General features: G+C 33.5%; 23 protein-coding genes. 11 read left to right on the forward strand and 12 right to left on the reverse strand.

The annotated features are described in order from the left end of the window. The first annotated feature begins 367 nt into the window (after positions 1-367). Positions 368-1264 carry an EamA family transporter RarD gene (gene rarD / locus GCQ56_RS19345; protein ID WP_152736189.1) on the forward strand — a complete coding sequence of 299 codons (897 nt, stop codon included), beginning with the start codon at positions 368-370 and terminating at the stop codon, positions 1262-1264. Here rarD and GCQ56_RS19350 read toward each other — a convergent pair. Beyond that, the gene (locus GCQ56_RS19350) at positions 1261-2667 is read right to left on the reverse strand and encodes a HAMP domain-containing sensor histidine kinase (protein WP_152736190.1); all 1407 of its coding nucleotides are present in this window, start codon (positions 2665-2667) and stop codon (positions 1261-1263) included. The two genes, rarD and GCQ56_RS19350, sit on opposite strands and share 4 nt — an antisense overlap. A 90-nt stretch (positions 2668-2757) precedes the next feature. Beyond that, positions 2758-3219 carry a hypothetical protein gene (locus tag GCQ56_RS19355; protein ID WP_152736191.1) on the reverse strand — a complete coding sequence of 154 codons (462 nt, stop codon included), beginning with the start codon at positions 3217-3219 and terminating at the stop codon, positions 2758-2760. 81 nt (positions 3220-3300) lie between these two features. On the opposite strand from GCQ56_RS19355, the gene GCQ56_RS19360 reads away from it, so the two are divergent. After that, positions 3301-3603, forward strand: coding sequence for a cupin domain-containing protein (locus GCQ56_RS19360; RefSeq protein ID WP_152736192.1), 303 nt, complete (start codon positions 3301-3303; stop codon positions 3601-3603). A 69-nt stretch (positions 3604-3672) separates the two neighbouring features. Here the strand turns inward: GCQ56_RS19360 and GCQ56_RS19365 are convergent, their stop codons facing one another. Both GCQ56_RS19365 and GCQ56_RS19370 read right to left on the reverse strand, forming a co-directional pair. Continuing rightward, positions 3673-4440, reverse strand: a complete 768-nt coding sequence (locus tag GCQ56_RS19365) for a transporter (protein WP_152736193.1) — start codon at positions 4438-4440, stop codon at positions 3673-3675. A gap of 24 nt (positions 4441-4464) precedes the next feature. After that, positions 4465-4695, reverse strand: coding sequence for a putative signal transducing protein (locus tag GCQ56_RS19370; RefSeq protein ID WP_152736194.1), 231 nt, complete (start codon positions 4693-4695; stop codon positions 4465-4467). A gap of 198 nt (positions 4696-4893) precedes the next feature. On the opposite strand from GCQ56_RS19370, the gene GCQ56_RS19375 reads away from it, so the two are divergent. From GCQ56_RS19375 to GCQ56_RS19405, 7 genes are all read left to right on the forward strand, one after another. Beyond that, positions 4894-5535 (forward strand): Crp/Fnr family transcriptional regulator, encoded by a 642-nt coding sequence (locus GCQ56_RS19375; protein ID WP_152736195.1) that lies wholly within the window; start codon positions 4894-4896, stop codon positions 5533-5535. Continuing rightward, the gene (locus GCQ56_RS19380; protein WP_152736196.1) at positions 5535-6152 is read left to right on the forward strand and encodes a CatA-like O-acetyltransferase; all 618 of its coding nucleotides are present in this window, start codon (positions 5535-5537) and stop codon (positions 6150-6152) included. Before GCQ56_RS19375 ends, GCQ56_RS19380 begins: the two co-directional genes overlap by 1 nt. Positions 6153-6369: 217 nt before the next feature. Further along, positions 6370-6747 (forward strand): response regulator, encoded by a 378-nt coding sequence (locus tag GCQ56_RS19385; protein ID WP_152736197.1) that lies wholly within the window; start codon positions 6370-6372, stop codon positions 6745-6747. A 140-nt stretch (positions 6748-6887) separates the two neighbouring features. Continuing rightward, positions 6888-7763 carry an alpha/beta fold hydrolase gene (locus tag GCQ56_RS19390; protein ID WP_152736198.1) on the forward strand — a complete coding sequence of 292 codons (876 nt, stop codon included), beginning with the start codon at positions 6888-6890 and terminating at the stop codon, positions 7761-7763. A 39-nt stretch (positions 7764-7802) separates the two neighbouring features. Next, positions 7803-8258, forward strand: a complete 456-nt coding sequence (locus GCQ56_RS19395) for a methionine-R-sulfoxide reductase (RefSeq protein WP_152736199.1) — start codon at positions 7803-7805, stop codon at positions 8256-8258. 299 nt (positions 8259-8557) lie between these two features. Beyond that, positions 8558-9163, forward strand: coding sequence for a MarC family protein (locus GCQ56_RS19400; protein ID WP_152736200.1), 606 nt, complete (start codon positions 8558-8560; stop codon positions 9161-9163). A 102-nt stretch (positions 9164-9265) separates the two neighbouring features. Further along, the gene (locus tag GCQ56_RS19405) at positions 9266-10012 is read left to right on the forward strand and encodes a sulfite exporter TauE/SafE family protein (RefSeq protein WP_152736201.1); all 747 of its coding nucleotides are present in this window, start codon (positions 9266-9268) and stop codon (positions 10010-10012) included. On the opposite strand, the gene nfo is transcribed toward GCQ56_RS19405, so the two are convergent. From nfo to GCQ56_RS19445, 8 genes are all read right to left on the reverse strand, one after another. Continuing rightward, positions 10013-10855 (reverse strand): deoxyribonuclease IV, encoded by an 843-nt coding sequence (gene nfo, locus GCQ56_RS19410; protein WP_152736202.1) that lies wholly within the window; start codon positions 10853-10855, stop codon positions 10013-10015. It abuts the gene before it with no gap. A 96-nt stretch (positions 10856-10951) separates the two neighbouring features. After that, positions 10952-13411: a TonB-dependent receptor domain-containing protein gene (locus tag GCQ56_RS19415; protein ID WP_152736203.1), complete on the reverse strand. Its 2460-nt coding sequence runs from the start codon at positions 13409-13411 to the stop codon at positions 10952-10954. Positions 13412-13630: 219 nt separating this feature from the next. Continuing rightward, entirely contained in the window at positions 13631-14476 is an 846-nt protein-coding gene (locus GCQ56_RS19420; RefSeq protein ID WP_152736204.1) for a patatin family protein, read from the reverse strand. A 3-nt stretch (positions 14477-14479) separates the two neighbouring features. Further along, positions 14480-15214 (reverse strand): 1-acyl-sn-glycerol-3-phosphate acyltransferase, encoded by a 735-nt coding sequence (locus GCQ56_RS19425; protein ID WP_152736205.1) that lies wholly within the window; start codon positions 15212-15214, stop codon positions 14480-14482. Positions 15215-15399: 185 nt separating this feature from the next. Then, positions 15400-16092 carry an SIMPL domain-containing protein gene (locus tag GCQ56_RS19430; protein ID WP_152736206.1) on the reverse strand — a complete coding sequence of 231 codons (693 nt, stop codon included), beginning with the start codon at positions 16090-16092 and terminating at the stop codon, positions 15400-15402. Between the two features lie 178 nt (positions 16093-16270). Then, on the reverse strand, positions 16271-17119 hold the full coding sequence (locus tag GCQ56_RS19435; RefSeq protein ID WP_152736207.1) for a hypothetical protein: 849 nt from the start codon (positions 17117-17119) through the stop codon (positions 16271-16273). Between the two features lie 105 nt (positions 17120-17224). Then, on the reverse strand, positions 17225-18088 hold the full coding sequence (locus tag GCQ56_RS19440; protein WP_152736208.1) for a helix-turn-helix transcriptional regulator: 864 nt from the start codon (positions 18086-18088) through the stop codon (positions 17225-17227). A gap of 25 nt (positions 18089-18113) precedes the next feature. Continuing rightward, a complete protein-coding gene (locus GCQ56_RS19445; RefSeq protein WP_152736209.1) occupies positions 18114-18452 on the reverse strand; it encodes a helix-turn-helix domain-containing protein in 339 nt (112 codons plus the stop codon). 207 nt (positions 18453-18659) lie between these two features. Between GCQ56_RS19445 and GCQ56_RS19450 the strand changes: the two genes are divergently transcribed. Together GCQ56_RS19450 and GCQ56_RS19455 are read left to right on the forward strand one after the other, a co-directional pair. Further along, a complete protein-coding gene (locus GCQ56_RS19450) occupies positions 18660-19328 on the forward strand; it encodes an NAD(P)H-dependent oxidoreductase (protein WP_152736210.1) in 669 nt (222 codons plus the stop codon). A 159-nt stretch (positions 19329-19487) separates the two neighbouring features. Beyond that, positions 19488-21275: a C45 family peptidase gene (locus GCQ56_RS19455; protein ID WP_152736211.1), complete on the forward strand. Its 1788-nt coding sequence runs from the start codon at positions 19488-19490 to the stop codon at positions 21273-21275. Positions 21276-21486: the final 211 nt, after the last annotated feature.

Here is a 21486-nt window from a genome sequence, read left to right on the forward strand (position 1 = left end):
GTAAAAAGTAAAGTACCATATAGCCGAGATTATATATGCCTTGACCCTAGAGAAAAGAATATTAATAATAGCTCCTCAAAAAATGTGGCTTAAAATTTTGATTTTACTAGAGTATATCACCCGACCGCACTTAGGTATTGCAATAAGAATCATGATCTTTTTAATGTAGCCTTGACCTTTTTGCTTCGTTTTTGGGTCAAGCCAAAAATGAAGAGCCCATCCGGCTCGAGGACAAAAACAATACACTTTCGATCGGACCAAACCAATCCGCAAAAAATATATGAGCCTTTCAGGCTCTTTCAATACCAATCGGTATTATTTTCCTACATTTGCGCCACTCAACCAATCAGCTTAAAGTTCAGCCATCATGGAAAACAGCAAGAACAACACCATAGGATACATTTACGCTCTTCAAGCCTTTTTTGCCTGGGGTATACTTCCTTTATTCTGGAAACTCCTAAGTCATGTTCCCGCAGTCGAAGTTTTGGCACATCGAATATTTTGGTCTTTCGTGTTTTTGGCAATTCTTATTCTTTGGAAACGACAAAAAAACCTTCGTGAACTTTTATCTCAGAAAAAAACTCGCAACAGCCTCTTGCTATCCTCAATTCTGATAGGTGGCAATTGGGGATTGTTTATTTATGCTGTAAACAGCAATCAAATAGTAGAAGCCAGTTTAGGATACTATATCAATCCCATTGTTAATGTTCTACTGGGCATGATGGTATTAAACGAGAAATTAGACAAATTAAAACTCACTGCCCTACTCATCGCTACATCAGCAGTAATCTACCTAACCATCGATTACGGACAATTTCCTTGGATATCAATTATATTGGCTTGCTCATTCGGATTGTACGGATTGGTAAAGAAAACAGCCGGCATAGAAGCAATTCCCGCCTTAACGGTTGAAACCTTAATATTAACCCCTTTTGCAGCCATATTTATCGCCTACAAGTTAATTGACAGTACCGGAGCTCTATTTGTAGGTTCTTACTCTACCGATTTGTACTTAATGCTTACCGGAGTGGTAACCACATTGCCATTGTATTGGTTTGCAAAAGGTGCTCAAAGAATTCCTTTATCTGCGGTTGGATTCATGCAATACATAGGTCCAACTTTAATGCTATTGATAGGAGTAGTTATCTACAAAGAAGAATTTAGAAAAGAACAAATTATTGCTTTCGCATTGATATGGTTCGCACTTGCTTTGTACACCACATCGATGATTCGAAATACACGAAAGAAAATCAAATCGAATTAAAGAGGAACAATTACCGAAAAGGTACTTCCCTTTTCATACACACTTTCTACTTTTACTTTGGCGCCAATCTTTTGCGACAATAATTTTACAATGTATAAGCCCAATCCGCACGATGATTCTTCATTGGTTGGGCGCGAACTTAATTTGGTAAACTTTTTAAAGAGCATGGGCATTTCCTTTTCCTTAATGCCTTTTCCCTTATCGATAAAACTCATGATCAAATTATTCTTTTCGGATTTTAAGCCCACAGTTACCTGAGCACCAATAGGACTGTACTTTATCGAGTTCGATAGTAAATTATCAACTATTCGATTCAATTCATTGGTTCCTGTTTCTATATCGTTCTCAGAAACATTATAATCTGCAACAATTTCAATCTCTTTCTTATTTGCCAAAGGAGCAAAATCCTTTATTTTTTGATCTAAAAAATGAACCAGATCAATTCTCTCCTTTTTCAATTCCGCTTTATCGTTCTCAAGTTTATTCATCTCCAGAACATCAGCAATTAAGTCCTGTGCAGAATTAACCTGCGATTTTAACAAAGAGAAATATTCCTTTTGTTCAGAATTCAACTCTCCAGCAAGACTAACCAGATTAATTACACTTTCTATACCTCCTATCGGATTTCGCAAATCATGCGCCATGATACCTAAAAGCGCATCTTTTTCTGAGGCAAGATCCTGTAGTATCATATTCTTCCCTCTCAGAGTTTGATTCTTTTCCTTGATCTCATTATTCACTTTTGCCAATTGTGCATGCTGGGCACTTATCCTAAATTGATATTTCTTCACCTGATAATGAGTCACAAAATAAGATAAAACAGAAAGAAAGACAGTTAATACAATTCCACCCCAAAGTAATGGCAACGATTTTTCACGAGCATGCCCTCTAATCATCTTAGCACTTTGATGCACCAGCATTTTATAGCCCATCATATCATAATTCATGGCAACAACAATATCTGAATAATCGTATTGTTCATACTCATAATAACCAGTAAAGGGTTTAGATTCATAAAAATCAGTAAAGGAAAAAGATTCATCTCGATTAAGTGAACGAAACGATGCGGAAGCAATATTTACTTTCTTATCTGCCTTAAGACCTGGTGCAGCCAGAAGATTTCCTACCGAATCAACCAAGCAAATGTATCCCTCGTTGGGCAATTTTAAAACATCGCAAGTCTCTTGTACCAATTGCAAGAACTCTTCTTTATTTTCGACAGGAACATCAGCCTTTTCAAACATATCAAATACCGATTCACCAATGGTTAAATTATCATCCAAAGCTTGTTTGGTCAAATTGTTATAAACGATATTCTCTACCCAAACAAAGTACAGGAAGAAGCCTAAGAACAAAATAACAAAAACACTAAACGATAAAATAAATTGAAATCGATTCTTCATTCGCTGATAAAATAAAAGACTATTGTACTGTACGCGAAAATATAGAAATAGTTGGACTTATTAGAATGGTTTAATAAACAATACATACAACTATTTGCCGAGTCCCTCATTGCCAGAATCTAAAACATATTTCCATTCCCCTTTAGCATTCTGCTTCCAAATCGAAACATAGGTTCCTTCTAGTAAAGTATCCGCAGTTTTAATTTTATAAGTTCCATAAGTATACCCTAATTCTCCGGAATTTGCAACATCCGCATCAATGGGTTGCCAGCTAAATTCAAAAGAATTGTCATTTCTTTCCACAAACAAATCCCTGATATTTTCCCGCCCAACAATTGGATAAGAATTCTCACGCAGCATCACAGCATTATCCGCTGCATACTGGTAAAATGCCTTTTTCATTCCATGCTTTAAGCAATAATTAGAAAACTCTACATCTGTATCTTTTAATTGCTGTTTACTGTTTTCATTACTCACATTCATATTACAAGACATTACGGTTAAAGATATTAGAACAATCACACTTGCATTAAATCGTTTTGAATTTCGCATCGATATTTTTGTTTGAATGATACAGCTACTTTATCTTCGGAATTTAATTATTTTACGCCTATAAAACTAAACACTCTAAGCATGTTACTAAAAAACCTATCCGATAAACTGAATGTTTCTAAAATTCAAAAAGAACAAATCTACTCCAACGAAAAGTTTGAAAGTTTAATTGTTACGCTCGAAAAAGGAATGGAAGTACCTGCTCAACCAGCCCCTGCAAATGCCGGTTTATATCTTATCTCAGGTGAGCTTATCTTTGATATTGAAGGAGAAACGTATACGGTTAAAGCAGACGATTTTTTTAGTTTTAACAAAGATCAAATGCATGGCTTAAAAGCAATTGAAGATTCAAAGTTTTTAATTTCGAGAATTTTACCAGAATAAGAATAAAAAAAGCTTGATCAGCACCACTACTGATCAAGCTCATTTTGAATTGATGTAATGAACTGCCTGTTAAGGCATTCTTATCGATAACCCTAAGCTAATAAAAAAATCCGGAGAAACCTCACTTAATCCAAGTCCGGTTGAGAAATCTAACTGTAAATCAGCATTTACTGCATAGGTTAAACCTCCATTCCATCTGTGATCATTTTTTCCTTCTCCTGGCAAATAACCATACAATTCCGCGAATACATTCAATTTTTCATTCAAACTGATATCAATAACTGTTGAATAAAAACCAATAGCGTAATCTTCATTCTCTTTTCCACTCCATATCACTCCAAGATTAGCTCCCAGAGCCATGCCCTCGTTTAAAGAATAATCTGCATTCAATCTAAAATCAACACCTAAATTATTATTCTCGAAAGCACTACTACCTGAATTAGGAATAAATAAGGTGGTTAAAAATGCCAAAGCCGGCATTGTTTCACTCTCTTCCTTTAAGAAAAACTTCCCTCCAATAGTAATGGGTCCAAAACCATTTTCATCAATATCTCCGCCATCCAATGAAATTTCAGTTCCCAAATATTGCAATCCTAATCGAAGCTCTACATTCTCAACTAATCCATATCGAAATACAGAAGAATTATAGGTGGTATTGTTAATACGATCATTCACTTTCTCAAAAGCAAACCCAGTTTCCAATTGCAACTTCTTTACAGGAATTACAACAGTAGATTCCGACTGACTTGGTCTGTCAGTTGATATTTTCGCTTTTCCCTGCCCTCTTATCTGTCCACAAATAAATAGAACAAGAACTATTATGAATATCTTTTTCATTATCAATTTGAATAATTGCTCTCTTTATTCCTGACTTTGCAAATTCGCAATACATTTTCTAGCTGATTCTGCATCACTTTCAGCAACCAAGAGTTCAACACTATCTGGAGTTCCTCCCATTCCTACTATTGTTCCTGATTGAAACTCATCTTTCCATAAAGATGCTATTCCAATCTCATCCAATCTCTCTTTATAATATTTTACATCGATGAGCGAGCCAACAAAAACGCAAGTTAAATCTGTTCCTTCTGTCATAATTCTAATATTTAATTTATGTTTTCTATTTCTAAGATAATTAAATTCCAATCACTTTCCTATTTCTTATAATATCTGTATTGTAATTTATCAACTATTTATAATGATGAATTTAATAACAAAAAAGTATCTAAGGACAATTGTCCCTGTTTCTTTGTAAATTCATGTGTTATTTTACAACTCAAATAAATCATACAAATGAATTACGCAGAGCTTGTTGCAAAAAATGAATCAGGCATACTAAAAGACAAGGTTAAACCAATTGAACTAACCAATGGTGAATTCGTTATCCGACAAGGAGAGTTACCATATTATTGTTATATATTATTAGAAGGTAAAGTAAAAGTTTTTCATACAACCTCAATTGGGCAACATTTCCTTTTTGGTATTTTCGATCAATCTCAACTTTATGGCGATTTGGAAATACCCAATAACGACGTTTTCTTCAACTCGGTTCAATGTGTTAGCACTTGTAAGTTTATTAAGATCGATAAAGACACATTCAAACGCTGGCTAAAATCGGATTTCGATTTTGCTACCAAAGTGAATCAAGATTTATGCACCAAACTAATGAAGTCATCGTACAGGATGGTGGATAATAATTATTTTCCCCTGGAATATCATGTAATAAAATACATCATAGAATCTTCGAACAATTTTGAAACCAAAGCATTTAGCATTAACAAAGAGGATTTAGCGAATTATATTGGAACGAATATTAGAAGTATAAATCGAATTTTAAAGCAACTAAGCTCCGATAAAGCGATTTCACTAAACAAAACACAAGTTCAAATTTTAAACCCTGAGATTTTAAACTCTGGAATTAAAAAACACTTTTAATGAAAAAAATAGATTTATCTACCTGGAAAAGAAAAGCACAATATGACTTTTTTAAAGATTATAAAAACCCCTATTTTAATATCTGTTCCGATATAAAATGCACCGCATCCTATCTTAAATCAAAAGAAGAGGGCAATTCGTTTTTCATTACATATATGCACAAAGCATTAAAAGCTTTAAACGAAATTACGGAGTTCAAAACCAGGATTATTGAAGATGAAGTATTCGAATTTCAAATCATAAACGGAACAAGTACCGTATTCAAGGATGATTACACTTTTAGTTTTTGTTATTTCAGATATCATGAGGATTTTGAACAATTTAAAAATGAAACTCACAAAGCCATTCAGGATGCAAAAAACTCAGACGAATTGGAATCTAATACAGACGTAGATTTAATATATGTTTCGGTAATACCCTGGCGAAGTTTTACCAGCATTCAACATCCGGTAACAAATCAAGAATCAAATTCGGTTCCCAAAATTGTATTCGGTAAAGTATTTGAGCAAAATGGCGAATTTTATATGCCTTTGAGTGTAGAGGCTCACCATTCCCTGCTTGATGGATATCATGTGAGTACTTTTTCGAACCGACTAGAAGAATTACTATGTCAGTAAAATTACAATCGGTAAATTAAATTCTCCATTTCATTAACTACAAAAGCTTTGTATTGTTTAGATAAAGTGTTTTTTACAAAAAAAAATACTTTATCAGATAATTTGATCACTTTACGACATAAAAATAAAAACTGTTAAAATATTTCTCGAAAAATCTAAATTTATTTCTTTTCATCGTTCAGAAAAGCTATTTTTGGTATACTAAAGAACGCCAATTATGAGTAAATCGGGTCAAAAAACAATATTAATCGTTGAAGATGAAGAGTTCAATCGCATCTATTTCGAAGAATTGCTTAATCAGATTAATTGTAAAGTTGTAATTGCAAAAAATGGTATTGAAGCTGTTGAAATTTGCAAGAAAAATGCCTCCATTGATTTAGTTTTAATGGACATAAAAATGCCACTAATGAATGGCTATGAAGCAACTCAAGCCATTAAAAAAATTCGACCAAATTTACCTATTATCGCCCAAACAGCTTTTGCATTGCTTGGAGATAAGAAAAAATCATTGGAAAATGGTTGCGACGACTATGTTGCAAAGCCAGTTAAAAAGGACACCTTAGTTAAATTGATTAATAAACACCTCACTCTTTAAGAAGCTTTATGGCATCCTTACTCTATAAATATTATTGAGTATTGATATTTTAAGAATTAATAACATTTTGCCTCTTGCATTTCAGACAAAAAAGTATTTTATTACATTACTTGTCTAAATAATACGCAAATGGAGGGGAAATGAAGAGAAAGATTAAGAAATTCGTATTGATATTTAGTACAACCATTCTACTGGTTGTTCTCCTCGCATTCTTTTTAGTATTTAAAATCAGATCTTCTTTTGATCATCAAACTGTATTAACTGAAATACAGGCTAAAAATGTTTTCCCAAAATCTAAGGACATTCCTTTTGGAGATTTTACCATCCACACAAACTATACTGGCAATTTAAACAATCAAAAAGTTCTGTTTATTCATGGATCACCAGGTTACTGGTTCGATTTTAAAAACATCATTACAGACTCTACTCTCCTTGAAAAGTTCTGTTTAATTACTTTCGACCGACCTGGTTATGGTAAAACAAGTGTTCCTTCACAAGCAAATTTGAACAATCAGGCTGAAATTGTAGATGCAGTAATGCAACATTTCCAAACAAATAATGAGAAGTTTATTGTATTAGGACACTCATATGGAGGAGCTGTTCTGGAACAAACCATTCTCAATTATTCTAAGAAAATAAAACATGCTATTTATGTTGCACCATGTCTTTCGCCTAAGCATCAAGAAGCAAAGTGGTACAACCTACTCATATCGGGAGGATTGCCAAATAAAATAATGCCACATGAACTTAGAACAAGCAATTTAGAAATGATGGCTTTATCTGAATGCTTGGAAAAGAATGAACAAAAACTAAAGGATATTAAAGTACCAACTACATACATTCAAGGTAAAAAAGACATTTTAGTACCTTATCAAACTTTGGATTATTACAAATCGCATCATCAAAATATAGATTTTAGCTTACTGGATGAATTGAATCATTTTGTTCCTTGGTCAAATCCAGAAATTATCATTAAAAATATAAATAAGCTACAATCTACATACAACAGTAAATAAAGACATATGCACCAAGGAAACGAAACAAGAAACTGGATTATGAGAAAAATATTAATTTTAACAGGAATTGTACTTCTTATTAGTACTAACCTAATAGCGCAGAAAGCAATGAATAAAGAAAATTACAATAAATTAACCGAAGCCGAAAAAAGAGTAATAATAGATAAGGGTACCGAATATCCGGGTACAGGAAAGCACTTAAAGAATAAGCAAGCAGGTATATACACATGCAAGCAATGCAACGCCGCTCTATACAAATCGGATGACAAGTTTGATTCACATTGTGGTTGGCCAAGTTTTGATGATGAAATTGAAGGAGCGGTGACCAAAATATTAGATGCCGATGGAAAAAGAACTGAAATTGTTTGTAGCAATTGCGATGGACACTTAGGACATGTCTTTATCGGAGAAGGATTTACCGAAAAAAATACCAGACATTGCGTAAATAGTATTTCTCTAAATTTTGTTCCGGCAAATGAAGTTAAAAAGAATTAAAAAAACATTCATTTATATCATGTAAGAGTTTCATCAAGGTGAAACTCTTTTTTATTCGCTAAACTTCAAGAAATTCATTTTCAATTTTCAATCTAAAAATATATCTTCGCGCAGAATTTAATTTTTAACACAATAGAAGATTATTTGTTGTAATTTTAACATTAGATCCTATTTTGTGAAAATTCATTCATTTAATTGCTCCTTACTTTTTAAAATCATTTCGTTTAAGTTATTGAGCAGCAGAAAATATTGTAAGTTTACAAGTAAATCAAAACTAAAACCTCTTAAAAACACATATTATGAATCTAAATTTTCTTGAGATTGTTTCCGCCTTTATGGTTCTTTTTGCTGTAATTGATATTATTGGATCTATCCCAATTATTTTGGATTTAAAGAAAAAGGGAGGTCAAATTGAGGCATTAAAAGCAAGCTTAGTTGCATTGACTGTTCTAATCATATTTACTTTTCTTGGAGAAAAATTATTGGGTCTTTTTGGCGTAGATATTTCGAGTTTTGCCATTGCGGGTTCCTTCATCCTTTTCATTATGGGTGTTGAAATGGCTTTGGGAATAGAAATCATTAAATACGATGGTCCAAGTGGAGTTTCCATTGTACCAATCGCCTTTCCATTAGTAGCTGGAGCTGGATCTTTTACTACGGTTGTTGCACTTCGTGCAGAATATGCTGTCGAGAATATTATAATTGCCTTAGTTCTAAATTTGGCGGTTGTCTATCTTGTATTAAAATCAACCAGTCTTGTTGAAAAATTTCTTGGAGATAGTGGAATTCATATCCTGAGAAAAGTTTTTGGTATTATTCTTTTAGCCATATCTGTTAAGCTTTTTATGAGTAATGTTGCAATTCAAATTCATTCACTTTTTCCTTTTCTGAAAGAGGCTTTATAACATCTTTACATCACCATTTTTAAGCAAATTTAACACTGAACTTTAGCGTGATTCAAATAACTTTGTCTCATTCTAAATCCTCAATTAAAGTAAGTTTGCCTAATGCATGATATTAGTCTGATACAAATTGTACTTTGCGGTATCGTAATTCTGTCGGCAGCATTCATAAAAGGAATGACTGGTTTCGGATTTGCGCTACTTGCTGTCCCTTTTTTATCATTGATTTTTCCAATGCAGGTTTTGGTACCTGCGATGAGTCTTTTCAATCTTATTACCAGTTTGGTTATTTTATTTAAGCTAAAGGAAAAAATAAAAGCTAAATTATTCATCCCAATGTTTATTGCAAGTTTAGGTGGTATCCCACTTGGAATTTATGCATTAGAATACATGAGTAGTGATAATCTGAGATTATTAACTGGCATATTGGTAGTACTTTTCTCCTTAAGAATGCTTGGGAAAGAACGTTTGGCAAAACACTTTATAAAATTACCAATCGTATTTGCAGGCTTTGTTAGCGGAATACTAAATAGCTGTATTTCAGTAGGCGGACCTCCTTTGGTTATTGCAATGAACAGAAAAGGTTACTCAAAAAATACTTTTAGAGGTGTATTTGCATGGTTTAGTACTTTCTCATCATTCTTTACAACAGCTGCTTTTATCATGAATGGAATGATAGAATCAGAATCGGTAAACCTGGCATTATTTTGCTTACCAATTCTGTTTTTTGGATCGCATTTAGGATCTAAATTTTCAGGAAAAATAGAGCCAGAAAAATTCCGTAAAATGGTTATCGGAATTAATATCGTTACAGGAACTTTTATTGTTATTTCAGCTTTAATACACCATTAATTACTTCTGCAAGCCGTACAAAAGTTCAATTTCCTGTTGCCAGTTATCCGAGTTTGGTGTTTCCAGTACCATAGGAATATGATTAAACCTTTCATCATTCATAAGGTACTCGAATGCTGTTAAGCCAATAAAACCTTCACCAATTACTTCGTGGCGATCTACCCTGCTAGCAAGTTCCTTTTTGGAATCATTAAGGTGCATTCCTTTCAGATATTGAAATCCAATGGTTCGCTCAAAATCTGAAAATACTTTGTTAAAGCCTTCCTTTGTAGATAAGTCATATCCTGCAGTAAATACATGACAGGTATCAATACAAACACCTACTCTATCTTTATCTTCCACTTGATGAATAATAGAGGCTATTTGCTCGAATGTGAATCCCAAATTACTCCCTTGCCCAGCAGTATTTTCTATAACAGCTGAAACTCCAGATGTTTTATCCAAAGATAAATTAATCGATTCAGCAATTGTTCGTAAACACTCTTCCTCCGATACTTTTTTCAAATGACTACCAGGATGAAAATTCAATCGATCCAATCCTAAAAGTTCACAGCGTTGCAATTCATCCAAAAAGGCGTTTCTTGATTTTTCCAAAGCCATAGCTTCCGGATGTCCTAAATTAATTAGGTAACTGTCATGTGGCAATATGTGATTCGGTGTATATCCGTACTTATCACAATTCTCTTTAAACTTTGCAATATTCTCCTCTCCCAATGGCTTAGCAGTCCATTGTCTCTGATTTTTAGTAAATAAAGCAAATGCCTTTGCTCCAATTTTATGAGCATTTAGCGGAGCATTTTCTACTCCACCTGCTGTGCTTACATGCGCTCCAATATATTTCATTTGCTTATCATTTATCACAATTCTTATTTCTGCAAAATAGCACAAAAAAACTCACGAATAGATATCCGTGAGTTTCTAAATCGTTTAAATTTGCTCTTACATTTCAAACTCTTCCACATCAACACCATTCGCCGATCTTCTTCCTCTTTTCATCTTATAGTTGTTAATTTTATAACTTAACTTCAAACGAACCATTGGTGTTTTTGGGTCCATTTGGCTATAGTTGTAAAAATCGGTTCCTGTATATAAAGTTTCATGTTTCGATGTACCAAACACATCTCTTACCTGCAAAGTTGCAGATAGTTTGCGCTTAAAGAAATCCTTTTTAAAAGCAGCCGAAGTACTTATAAATCCTTCTCTTTTTCCCTGAGCCCAATCTGTATCCGATCTGTAATTTACGGTAAATTGAAATCTGGTTGATTTGTTTAAAATTAAAGTTGAATTATTTCTTAAACTCCAGTTGTAACTTTCTGTAGAAAAATCTTGAATAATATCTTCTCCTGCAGAGTTTTGTGTTGCAAAATCTCCTTCCTCCTTGTAGTGGTAGAAATTACCTATCAAATCATTTTTAAACCATTTGGCAAAGGAAAGATTTAAGGTAGCCTCAATTCCTAAAGAGTAATCTTTACCTACATTTTCCATTGTACTCAACATCACATTTTCCTCATAAACGCTTCGTACTCTTTCTATTTTATTGTGTGTTACTTTATAGTATGTCTCAACAGAAATAGCTTGATCCCCAAAACGTTTCATATATCCCAACTCATAAGAATCGATATATTCCGGATCCAAAGCTGCATTTCCCTGACGTACATTATAAGCATCTGTCCATGTTACAAATGGTTCCAAATACCAACCTCTCGGACGTTGAATTCTTCGAGTATAACTAGCCATTATTTGGTTTTTATCTCCTAAATCCATTTGCGTGTGAATGGTAGGAAAGAAATCCCATCTGTCAATTTTAAACTTCTCAGAATTATCTTTGTATTTGATTTCTCTACCGGTATGTTCCGTCCTAAAGCCTACTTGATAACCAAAACTTCCAATTTTACTAGCATATGTAGTGTACAAACCATGTACATTTCTATCGTAAGTCACATCATGGCTAAACAATGGCATAAAAACATACTCCCCAGTCAATGGATTATATTCTTCTTGTCTTGTATCAGCTTCGGAACTTCTTATTTGTCCCTGATACCCCATCTCAAATTTCTGGTCCTTTCCTAATGGCAAAGTATAGTCTGAACGAATTTCCCATCTGGAACCAGGTCCTTCTTCTGTAGCAATCTGACCTGATGTTTGTATACCATTTTCATCAAACAACGAATTAGACGATTGCTCATCACCACTACCTCGTCGTGAGTAACTCAACTGGCTAGACCATTCATGTCCTTTTCCTTCGAATTTACGAGTGTAAGAAAAACTTGAATTCACAAATGCCATATCTCTCTCCCATTTGTTTTTGCTATCAGATTTAATTCTAGTTGGATTCTCACTGGTGTATTCCTGATAATCCTGTGTGGACTTACGTTCCATATCACGCATTCCCATTCTAAAAGCAAAAGAGAAGCTATTTTTCTTGTTTAAATCATAATCAACTCCAGTCCTAAAGCCATATCCAACACGAGACATTTCAGAATCTCCATCAGATAAAACAAAATTGGTTACGTTTTCAAAAGTAGTTCTATTCTCACTTTCATTCTCAGCTTCAAACTGTCGGTTGTTATAATCAACTCCGAAATTAAAATTCCACTTTTTCTTTCTGTAATTGATTAAAATATCTGCACCATTATTATTCTGTGTACCTAAATTTAAATTGGCAACTCCATTTAAACCGGATTCTTTATTTTTTTTGGTTATTACGTTGATAATACCTGCTGTTCCTTCCGGATCGTATTTTGCCGATGGATTGGTAATAATCTCGATATTTTCGATAACACTGGCAGGCATTTGCTCTAATATATCGGATGCCTCTAATATTGAAGGCTTTCCGTCAACCAATACCGTAAAATTCGAACTTCCTCTTAAGCTGATATTCCCCTCAATATCCACACTAACAGATGGTACATTTTCCAATACATCAACAGCTGTTCCACTGGCAGCTGTAATTTGACGACTTACCGGAATTACCTTTTTATCAATTTGATATTGTACTGGCAATCGTTCCGTTGTAACCGTAACCTCATCCAACGACTCGGTAGATTGACGAAGATTAACCACCTTAAGATCTATAACTTTTCTTTTTTTATTGATAGGGATATTTCGAACGGCAGCCTTATTGTATCCTATAAATGATACTTCGACATAGTAACTCCCGGGTTTTAATTTCTTAAGAACAAAAGCCCCTTTAGCATCGGTTATTGTTCCATCAATTAATGTAGAATCAGACATGGTATAAACCGAAACGGTTGCATATTCTACTGGTGTATCATGAGAATTGTCTTTTACGATACCTTTAATTACTCCCCCTTGTAATTCAGGTTTAACAGCCGGTTCTACTGCTTTAATAGATATTGCCGCAAAAAGAAAGCAAAGCAATAGTGTTAGTTTGTTCATGTAAGTAGGTTAAAAGGTTATTTATTTTGTTCAAGCAAACTTACAATTCCTATTCGGTTTTATATTTACCAAAAGTGCATTTTAGATATTTATTAACATTTCCCCGATAAGAAATAAGAAAGCCTGGTTCTATATCTTACCATAGACTATAAAAACAAGAAAAGGTTTAATAGCTTTATTGAAATTTCTGAAAAAATCGGATAAATTTAGATAATCGTTCTACTGATTCCAACTTTGGATAGCATCTCTACCCGCCTGTAATCCCAATTGGTAATCTTTCATTAACATATCGTAATCCTGAGTAAAACGTTTTGTCTGGAATGTTTCTGGTGGACTAACATCAATCATTTCAATTCCACTAGGTGGATTTTCAATAAAATCTATTGATGAATTATATGTTTCAGGACGTTTCTGTAGAGCAGTTACCAATCCTGGATGCTTCCGAAATAAAAGCTTGGCGAGTTTTGATTCCATCCCTTTTTCCATTCTAAAACTATGAGGACGCGATCGAATTACCATAATTTTATTTGCACCTTTCTCTATAGCTCTGTTTACTGGTATTGGAGCAGAAACACCACCATCAGAAACGATTTGATTATCTATTTCAAGAAAATTACGATAAAAAAGTGGTACAGTGCAACTGGCTTTCATTACATGACTTAATGTGTCTGAATCTGGCTTAATAAACACAGATCTACCATCTGAATTCATAGTTACACCAATCTCAAAATCAGGATTATCTTCAAATAAAACATCTGTATTAATTGGTAATTCTTTGGTTGTAATATCCCAGGACCAATCCAAATCCATTAAATGCCCGCCTTTAAGAAATTTCTTCCAACTGATGTATTCCGGTCGTAATGAATAATCGGTAAAAACTTTAAGATTCCTTTCCTTTTGCTTAGATAAATAAGCTGCTGCATTAATTGATCCTGCAGAAACCCCAAGTATCATATCAAACGGATTAAAATTCTCTTCTATAAAAGTATCTAGAACACCTGCGGCAAAAATTCCTCGCATCGCGCCTCCTTCAACTACCAGTGCCGTCTTTACAGAATTATCCATCAATTATTGATTTAACTTTTTGCGAATCACTTGCTCAGCTTCTTCAGTAACTTCGGTTGCAGTTTTCCCTTTTGTTTCAATTGGATCAAGAATACTGTACTTTACTCTCTGACCAATACACAACGGAAACATTCCTCTTTTTTCAATTTTATAATTTCCGTCGACGGCAAAAGGAACAATTAAAGCATTTGGAGCCGCTTTTAATAAGGTCTCTATACCACCAGCTTTAAACTTCTTCATCTTTCCAGTCTTGCTTCTGGTTCCTTCTGGAAAAATACAGGCTGCATAATTATTCTTAGCAATCAATTCTCCTAATTTATAAATTTCAGGAATTGCCTGTGCTCTATTTCTTCTATCGATTAAGGCTGCACCACTATGGCGAAGATTATAGGAAACACTGGGAATATTTTTCGCCAATTCAATTTTTGAAATAAACTTTGGATGATGTTTACGAAACAACCAAACAATTGGGGGAATATCATAGGTTCCCTGATGATTGGATACCACTATGATAGGACGATTATTTGGCAAATTTAACTTGCCCTCGTATGTAATTCTAACACCTAAAATTCCTACCAGTCGCATAAGGAAAAAGTTTAGAACATCAACCGAATTCTTATGAGCTTGATAGCCAAACAGCTTTAAGCTTATTACCTGTATTGGATGAAAAATGACCAATAAAAGGAAAAATAAAATATAAAATATTGGTGTAAGAATGTATGCAATAATCTTCAACATCGATAAAATTGTAATTTAAATTTTCACAAAAGAACAAAAAATTCGTTTATCGATAAAATTCAGTCACAAAAAATGCAGCTAAAAAGCTGCACATCTTCAAATATCAAAGAGAACATTGAGTAATATGCCGTCCTCCAACTTGCATAAAACACAACGATCTCCATGAAAATTTTTAAATAAATTTATTACAAGGCAAAACGCAATTGCACAGTATATTCCAGTTTAATTTTTTCGAAATCCAACGATGGCATTTTTACTTTTCCTAAACTTGAAGCACCTCTGATACGAATAGCTGTATTGGCATAATCATTTTGATATCTCGAGCCTGTTTCATTGATATAAATCGCTTTTCCCAATTGCTGTCCTAAAGCTTCAGTTAAAGCTTCAGCTTTTTCCTTTCCTGCTTTCACAGCATTCACTTTAACCTGTCGTCGGTATTTTTCAATTTCGGAATGAGCCGTTCTAACGATACTCACATTCGAAATTTTAATTTGCTCTAATTCGGCAAATACTTTAGCGAGGGTATTCGATTCATGAACCACAAGTTCGAATACTTTCGATTTTAGAACATTTGCTCTTTTGAACAAGTGAAATTTTAAATTGCTAGCGAAATCGGAAACTGCTAACTGCTTTTCCAAATTTACTCCAGCCTTCTCAAGAGCAACATACATTTGTTGTTCCAACTCCTCAATACTTTCCTTATTTTTCGTAGCTTTTTCATCCAAAACAATGTTTAGATAAATTTCATCTGGAACAATCTCCATTTTGGCTACTCCATTCACCTCAATGTAATTTTGATCAATAAAATTCTTTTGAGATTGAGCCATAACATTTAAGCTCAGAACCAATGCCAATAATATGATGATACTTTTTTTCATATGTAATTATTTTACGTTATTATTTGATTTTGTAACGCTGCAACAAATAACATATATTGTGCCAAAACGCAATAAAATAGGGATGTTTATTAGATTATTTTCGAGAGTTCATCCTATAAAAAAATACCCCTCGTATAAATACAAAGGGTAAAATATTATGTATCAACCAATATCTCTCTTAAAAATTGAATTTTCCATTTTTATTTTGAGACTCTGATTCAGGAATCAATTTTTCAATGGTATCCCAATGTTCAACAACTTTGCCGTTCTCTATTCTGAAAATATCGTAGAATGCGACTTTCTCTTTCATGAAAATACCCTCGGATACAGATAGCACGAAATTCCCCTCGCCCAAAACAATATGATTCTTTTCGTAAACCATTGGCATGCCAGCCTCGGCAAGAGCTGTCAAAGCTTCTCCTAATCCCACTAATCCATCTTTTACTCCAGGATTGTGCTGATCGTATTGTTCTGTCGAAATATAATCTGTGATTTTATCTGGATTCGCACCAAGAAATACATCATTCAATAGACTCTTAACCATGTTCTTATTTTCTTCAGTCTTATCAAGATCTTTCACCTCGGTAGGTCCATCAATCTGGCTACGCCCAGATGCAGTTTCAGTAACTTTTTCTTGCAAGTTATCCCAGTGCTCAACAATCAATCCATCTTCGAAACGAAAAATATCTATTCCGATTTTTGGACCAAAAAAATTGTAATCAGTATGTGCAATCACATAATCACCATATTCAAAAACACGCACTGTATTTACTTTTGCACTGCCTTCGGGCAACTTCTGTAGTAAAGCTCCAAATCCTGCCAAACCATCCCCTACAGCTTGATTGTGCTGAATGTATTTATTCGGATTAATGTAAGCAATTGGTTCTGTTGCTCCAGTTTCGATGCTTTTTAAAAGCTCAACAACTTTTTGTTTGTTTGATGTTTCCATTTTAACCTCGTTATTATCTGCCTCACATGCTACAAATGAGGCTATTGTTAATACTGTAATGATGAATAATTTTCGCATTATTTTAATTTTTAAGTACAATGCAAAGATGAGGTGAAAAGAATGGCAGATAAAGGTAAGATTACTCCCTAGTATGATACATTTACTCCAAAGTAGATTATTTACTTAAAATTGCTCTCTAAATTCTGATGGAGTTGTAAAAACATGTTTCCTAAAGTATTTTATAAAATTGGTTGGCTCATTAAAACCAAGCTCATAGCCAACCTCTTTAATACTCATTCTACTGTGAACCAATAAACGTTTTGCTTCTAATAAAACACGTTCATCAATTATTTGTTTAGGAGTTTTATCAAGTAAGTTGGTAGTCGCTTTATGCAATTGCTTCTCCGAAATACTCAACTGAGAGGCATAACTTTTTACAGCCTTTTCATTACTAAAATTCTGTTCCAACAAATCTTTAAATAATATCAAATAATCAAGATTTGCACTGGCTTTCAATTCTTTAAATCCTTGTTTACGTAATTCACGTTCCGACTGTAATAATAGAACATGCAAAATATTATGAAGAATCAGATAATGGGAATCATCTGCAGTTCTTTGGTATTCTGTCTCCAATGCATTAACAAGTACGCTTATTTCTGAGATTATCGGATCTACCTTTATTTTGGCAATATCATAAAGATCGCTAAATAAAATACTAGAATGTAAAAATTGCCTGTCCTGATTGTTCTTCGAAAAAAAACTATCCGTAAAAAGAATCGTTTTTCCCTTGTAGCTTCCACTTTTATCGAATAGGTTTACGCAATTCTGTGGGATGAAAATTATGGAATTATCCCTTATCTCAATTGGATTAAAATCAACAAAGTGTGTTCCTTCCCCTTTTTCTATCCAAAGCACATGGTAAAATTGCGCTCTGTGAGGAACAGTCATCATATGCTTTTTGGAATTGAAAATTTCAGAAAGATCTAAAATTTCAAATTCTAGTTTCAGATCTTCTCGAAATGGGTATTTCTTTATTGATTCGCACATATTAAAACTAATTGAATGATTCAGTTTATTGATTCTCCTCTTCCATTTTTTGTCTTGCCCAAGCTCCCAGGTGATCAATAAATGGAATTAACTCTGCGCCTGTTTCGGTAAGAGAATATTCAACCTTTGGAGGTACTACAGGATATACCTTCCTATTAATTAGCTTATCTTCCTCCAATTCTCTTAAGGTTTGGGTCAACATTTTAGACGTAATATTTTGTATCATTTTTTTTAGCTCACCATACCTTAATACATTGTTTTCAGTATGGATATACCATAAAATGCGCCCTTTATGTTTTCCGCCTATTCGTCGAAATGCATAATCCAATGCACAAATGGGTGAATCTAATCTTTTTTTAGTCATATTTTATTTTTCACAATAGTGTATCTTACTCATAATCAACAATACTATCTTTTTAGGTACTATATATCAAAAAAGTATGTACTTGATACAAAAGTATATATAAAATATATTTGTACCAATTCTTGTAAAGAATGTAAGCATAAAAGGCTCTGTACCAAAAAAGCATTCTCAGATCCTTTTGGCAAGTAATGATAAAATAGAAGAATCATGCAAAAGAGAAAAGAAGAAATATTAAAAGCACATGGATACAGACGTGCGATAAAAGAGTTTGAAGCTAGTCAAAAAATTTCTGATGAGGATTTTGAGTTTATTCTGGAAGTGGGAAGAAGATCACCAAGTTCATTTGGTTGGGAACCATGGAAATTTGTGGTAGTACAAAATATGGAATTACGTGAGAAGTTAATGGAACCAAGTTGGGGTGCACAAAAACAATTGCCCACGGCAAGCCACTTTGTGATTCTTTTGGCTAGGAAAGGAAACGAAATGCGCGTAGGCTCTAATTATTTAAAATACAAATCGCAAGAGGTAGACAAATTACCTACTGATGTCGAAGAAATGAAATTGAAGTTCTTTAAAGGATTTATGGAAAACGAATTTGATTTAACAGATGATCGTAAAATTTTTGACTGGGCTTGTAAACAAGTTTACCTTCCATTCGCGAATATGATGACTGCAGCAGCTCAAATAGGAATAGACTCTTGTCCTATTGAAGGTTTCGACCGAACAAAAGTAGAAGAAATTTTAGCCACTGAAGGTGTTGTTGATATTAATAAACTTGGTGTTGCTGCGATGGTAGCTTTTGGTTATAAAAAAGAAGATTCACCATTTCCACAATCGCGTTTTCCTATGGAAGAAGTCGTCGAATGGGTAAAATAAATTATAAATTTTAGGAGATAATTAACTTCTAATAAAACTACTCAAGCACGGATGGATAATCCGTGCTTTTTTTTTATCACAAAAACACTAATTGCTACTTATATAGCATAACATATTTTTTTTAACTAATTTTACATTTACAATATAAAAATCAATCCTATGAACTTTAAAAAATCAATTTTTACCCTTCTTCTATTTTTCTTCACTGTAATTCTAGTTGCACAGGAATACAAGTACGAGGAAAACAATGGAATACGTACCTTTCATGAAGGTAGTATGTTTATGAAGGAAGGCGTATCCTTTTTAACAGTAAAAGGTGAATCCTATGAAATGGGCTTACAATACGGCGTACTTATGAACGATCAAATTCTTGATTTGAATGTTAAAGTAGACAGCATAGTAGATTCTTTCGTAGGCAAATTTTTCTTAAAAAAATGGATTGCCAATAGGGTCTTAAAATCTAAGATTAGGAAGATTGAAAAAAGAATGCCTCAAGAATTTCTTGAAGAATTGGAAGGTATGGCTGATGGCTGTGATTTGAATCTAAGAGAAATTAAAACCATAGCATATTTCCCTCAGATATTTTTTGATATCAGTTGTACCTCCTTTGTATTAAGAAATGAAAATGAAATTGTTCATGGACGAAATCTGGACTGGCCCGATATTGAAATATTTACTCATTATCCTTTAATTGTAAATTATCACCGCAAAGGAAAAATCCCAACCAGTATCTTAACCTTTGTTAGTTACCCTGGAGCCTACACTGGCATGAATCACAACGGTTTAAGCATGTCTATTAACATGAATGGATGTCCAGTTCCAGAAGGAAAAGAGAGCAATGACTATAATACAGACATACCAATACCTTATAAACTAAGACAGGTATTGGAAAATGCAGATGAATTATCGGAAGTAGATGAATTGTTCAAAGATTACAGTACTCACGCATGGTTCATTACGGTTGGCAGTAAGAAAGATCATTCGGGAGCAATGTATGAACTTACTCGCGGTGAATTCATTAAAAACAAAATGAAGGACAATATGGTCGCCGTCACCAATCTTTCTTTATCGGATAAAGGACGATTTAAATACAGTCCTATTAACATGCATGGTGATTCGAATATTGCGCGAGAAGATAAGTTAAACGAGTTAAATCAAAAGTTGGATAACAGTGATTTAACCGAAAAGGCATATCAAATGATTTCTTCTACCGAATATTATCATCTGCAACACGATCCATATAATAATGGCATTAACAATGATATGACTGTAAAAAGCTGTATTCTAGACAATACCAATAATAAAATCTATTTTTCGTATGCAGAACAATTAGCTGGTTTAGGACGATTTTTAGAATATGATATTAGCACGCAAAAAGTATCCCTTTTTAAAGAAGCTAAAGCTAGCCAAACTCAAATAGACTTAAATAGCAAATTAGCTTACTACAAATGGCATAAAGAGAACTTTAATAAAAGAAAGAAACATGACAATGAGTATTATATGACTTTAATAGAATATTTTAAAAACTCATCTCTGGAACCTGCCTATAAAAATAGACAGATTGCCAATTGTTATACTAATATCGAGAATAAAGAAAAATCTTATGAATTTGCTAAAAAGTACTTACAAGAGGTACCAAAGTATAATTCCGCCTATTATACCATAGCGCATATTCAAAATCATTTTAAAGATTATAAAGCAGCAATCGAAACGTATAATCAAATGATGCAAAACGCAATAATGACTCCTGCTGATTATTTCTGGTGTAAAAGAAATCTAATCAAAATTCACGATAAACTGCAGGCACAATCTCCTGATCAAAAAAACATCGATAGAATTAAACAATTGTCTAAGGAAATTAAGGAAGAGGCAAACAAATACTTCTTAGCAACGTGGATCAAAAAGGATTTATCAAAAATTGATGAAATTGTAGCCAAATACAATTAAGAGAATTAACAACAAACACTCCAAATCCCGTTCAATTTATATTGTTCGGGATTTTTTTAATGTCCAATTGAAAATTCCAATTCAAAATTGGCAAATCTGTTTTCTAATTTTTATATGTTTGTAAAGTGAATTTACACACCAAAGTTCACCTCACACCAAAGAAACCCCGATTAATTCTGCCTTTCAGTAGTTAGGTATTTTTTTTTATCTA

The organism is Marinifilum sp. N1E240 (assembly GCF_009295825.1).
Classification (GTDB): Bacteria; Bacteroidota; Bacteroidia; order Bacteroidales; family Marinifilaceae; genus Marinifilum_A; species Marinifilum_A sediminis.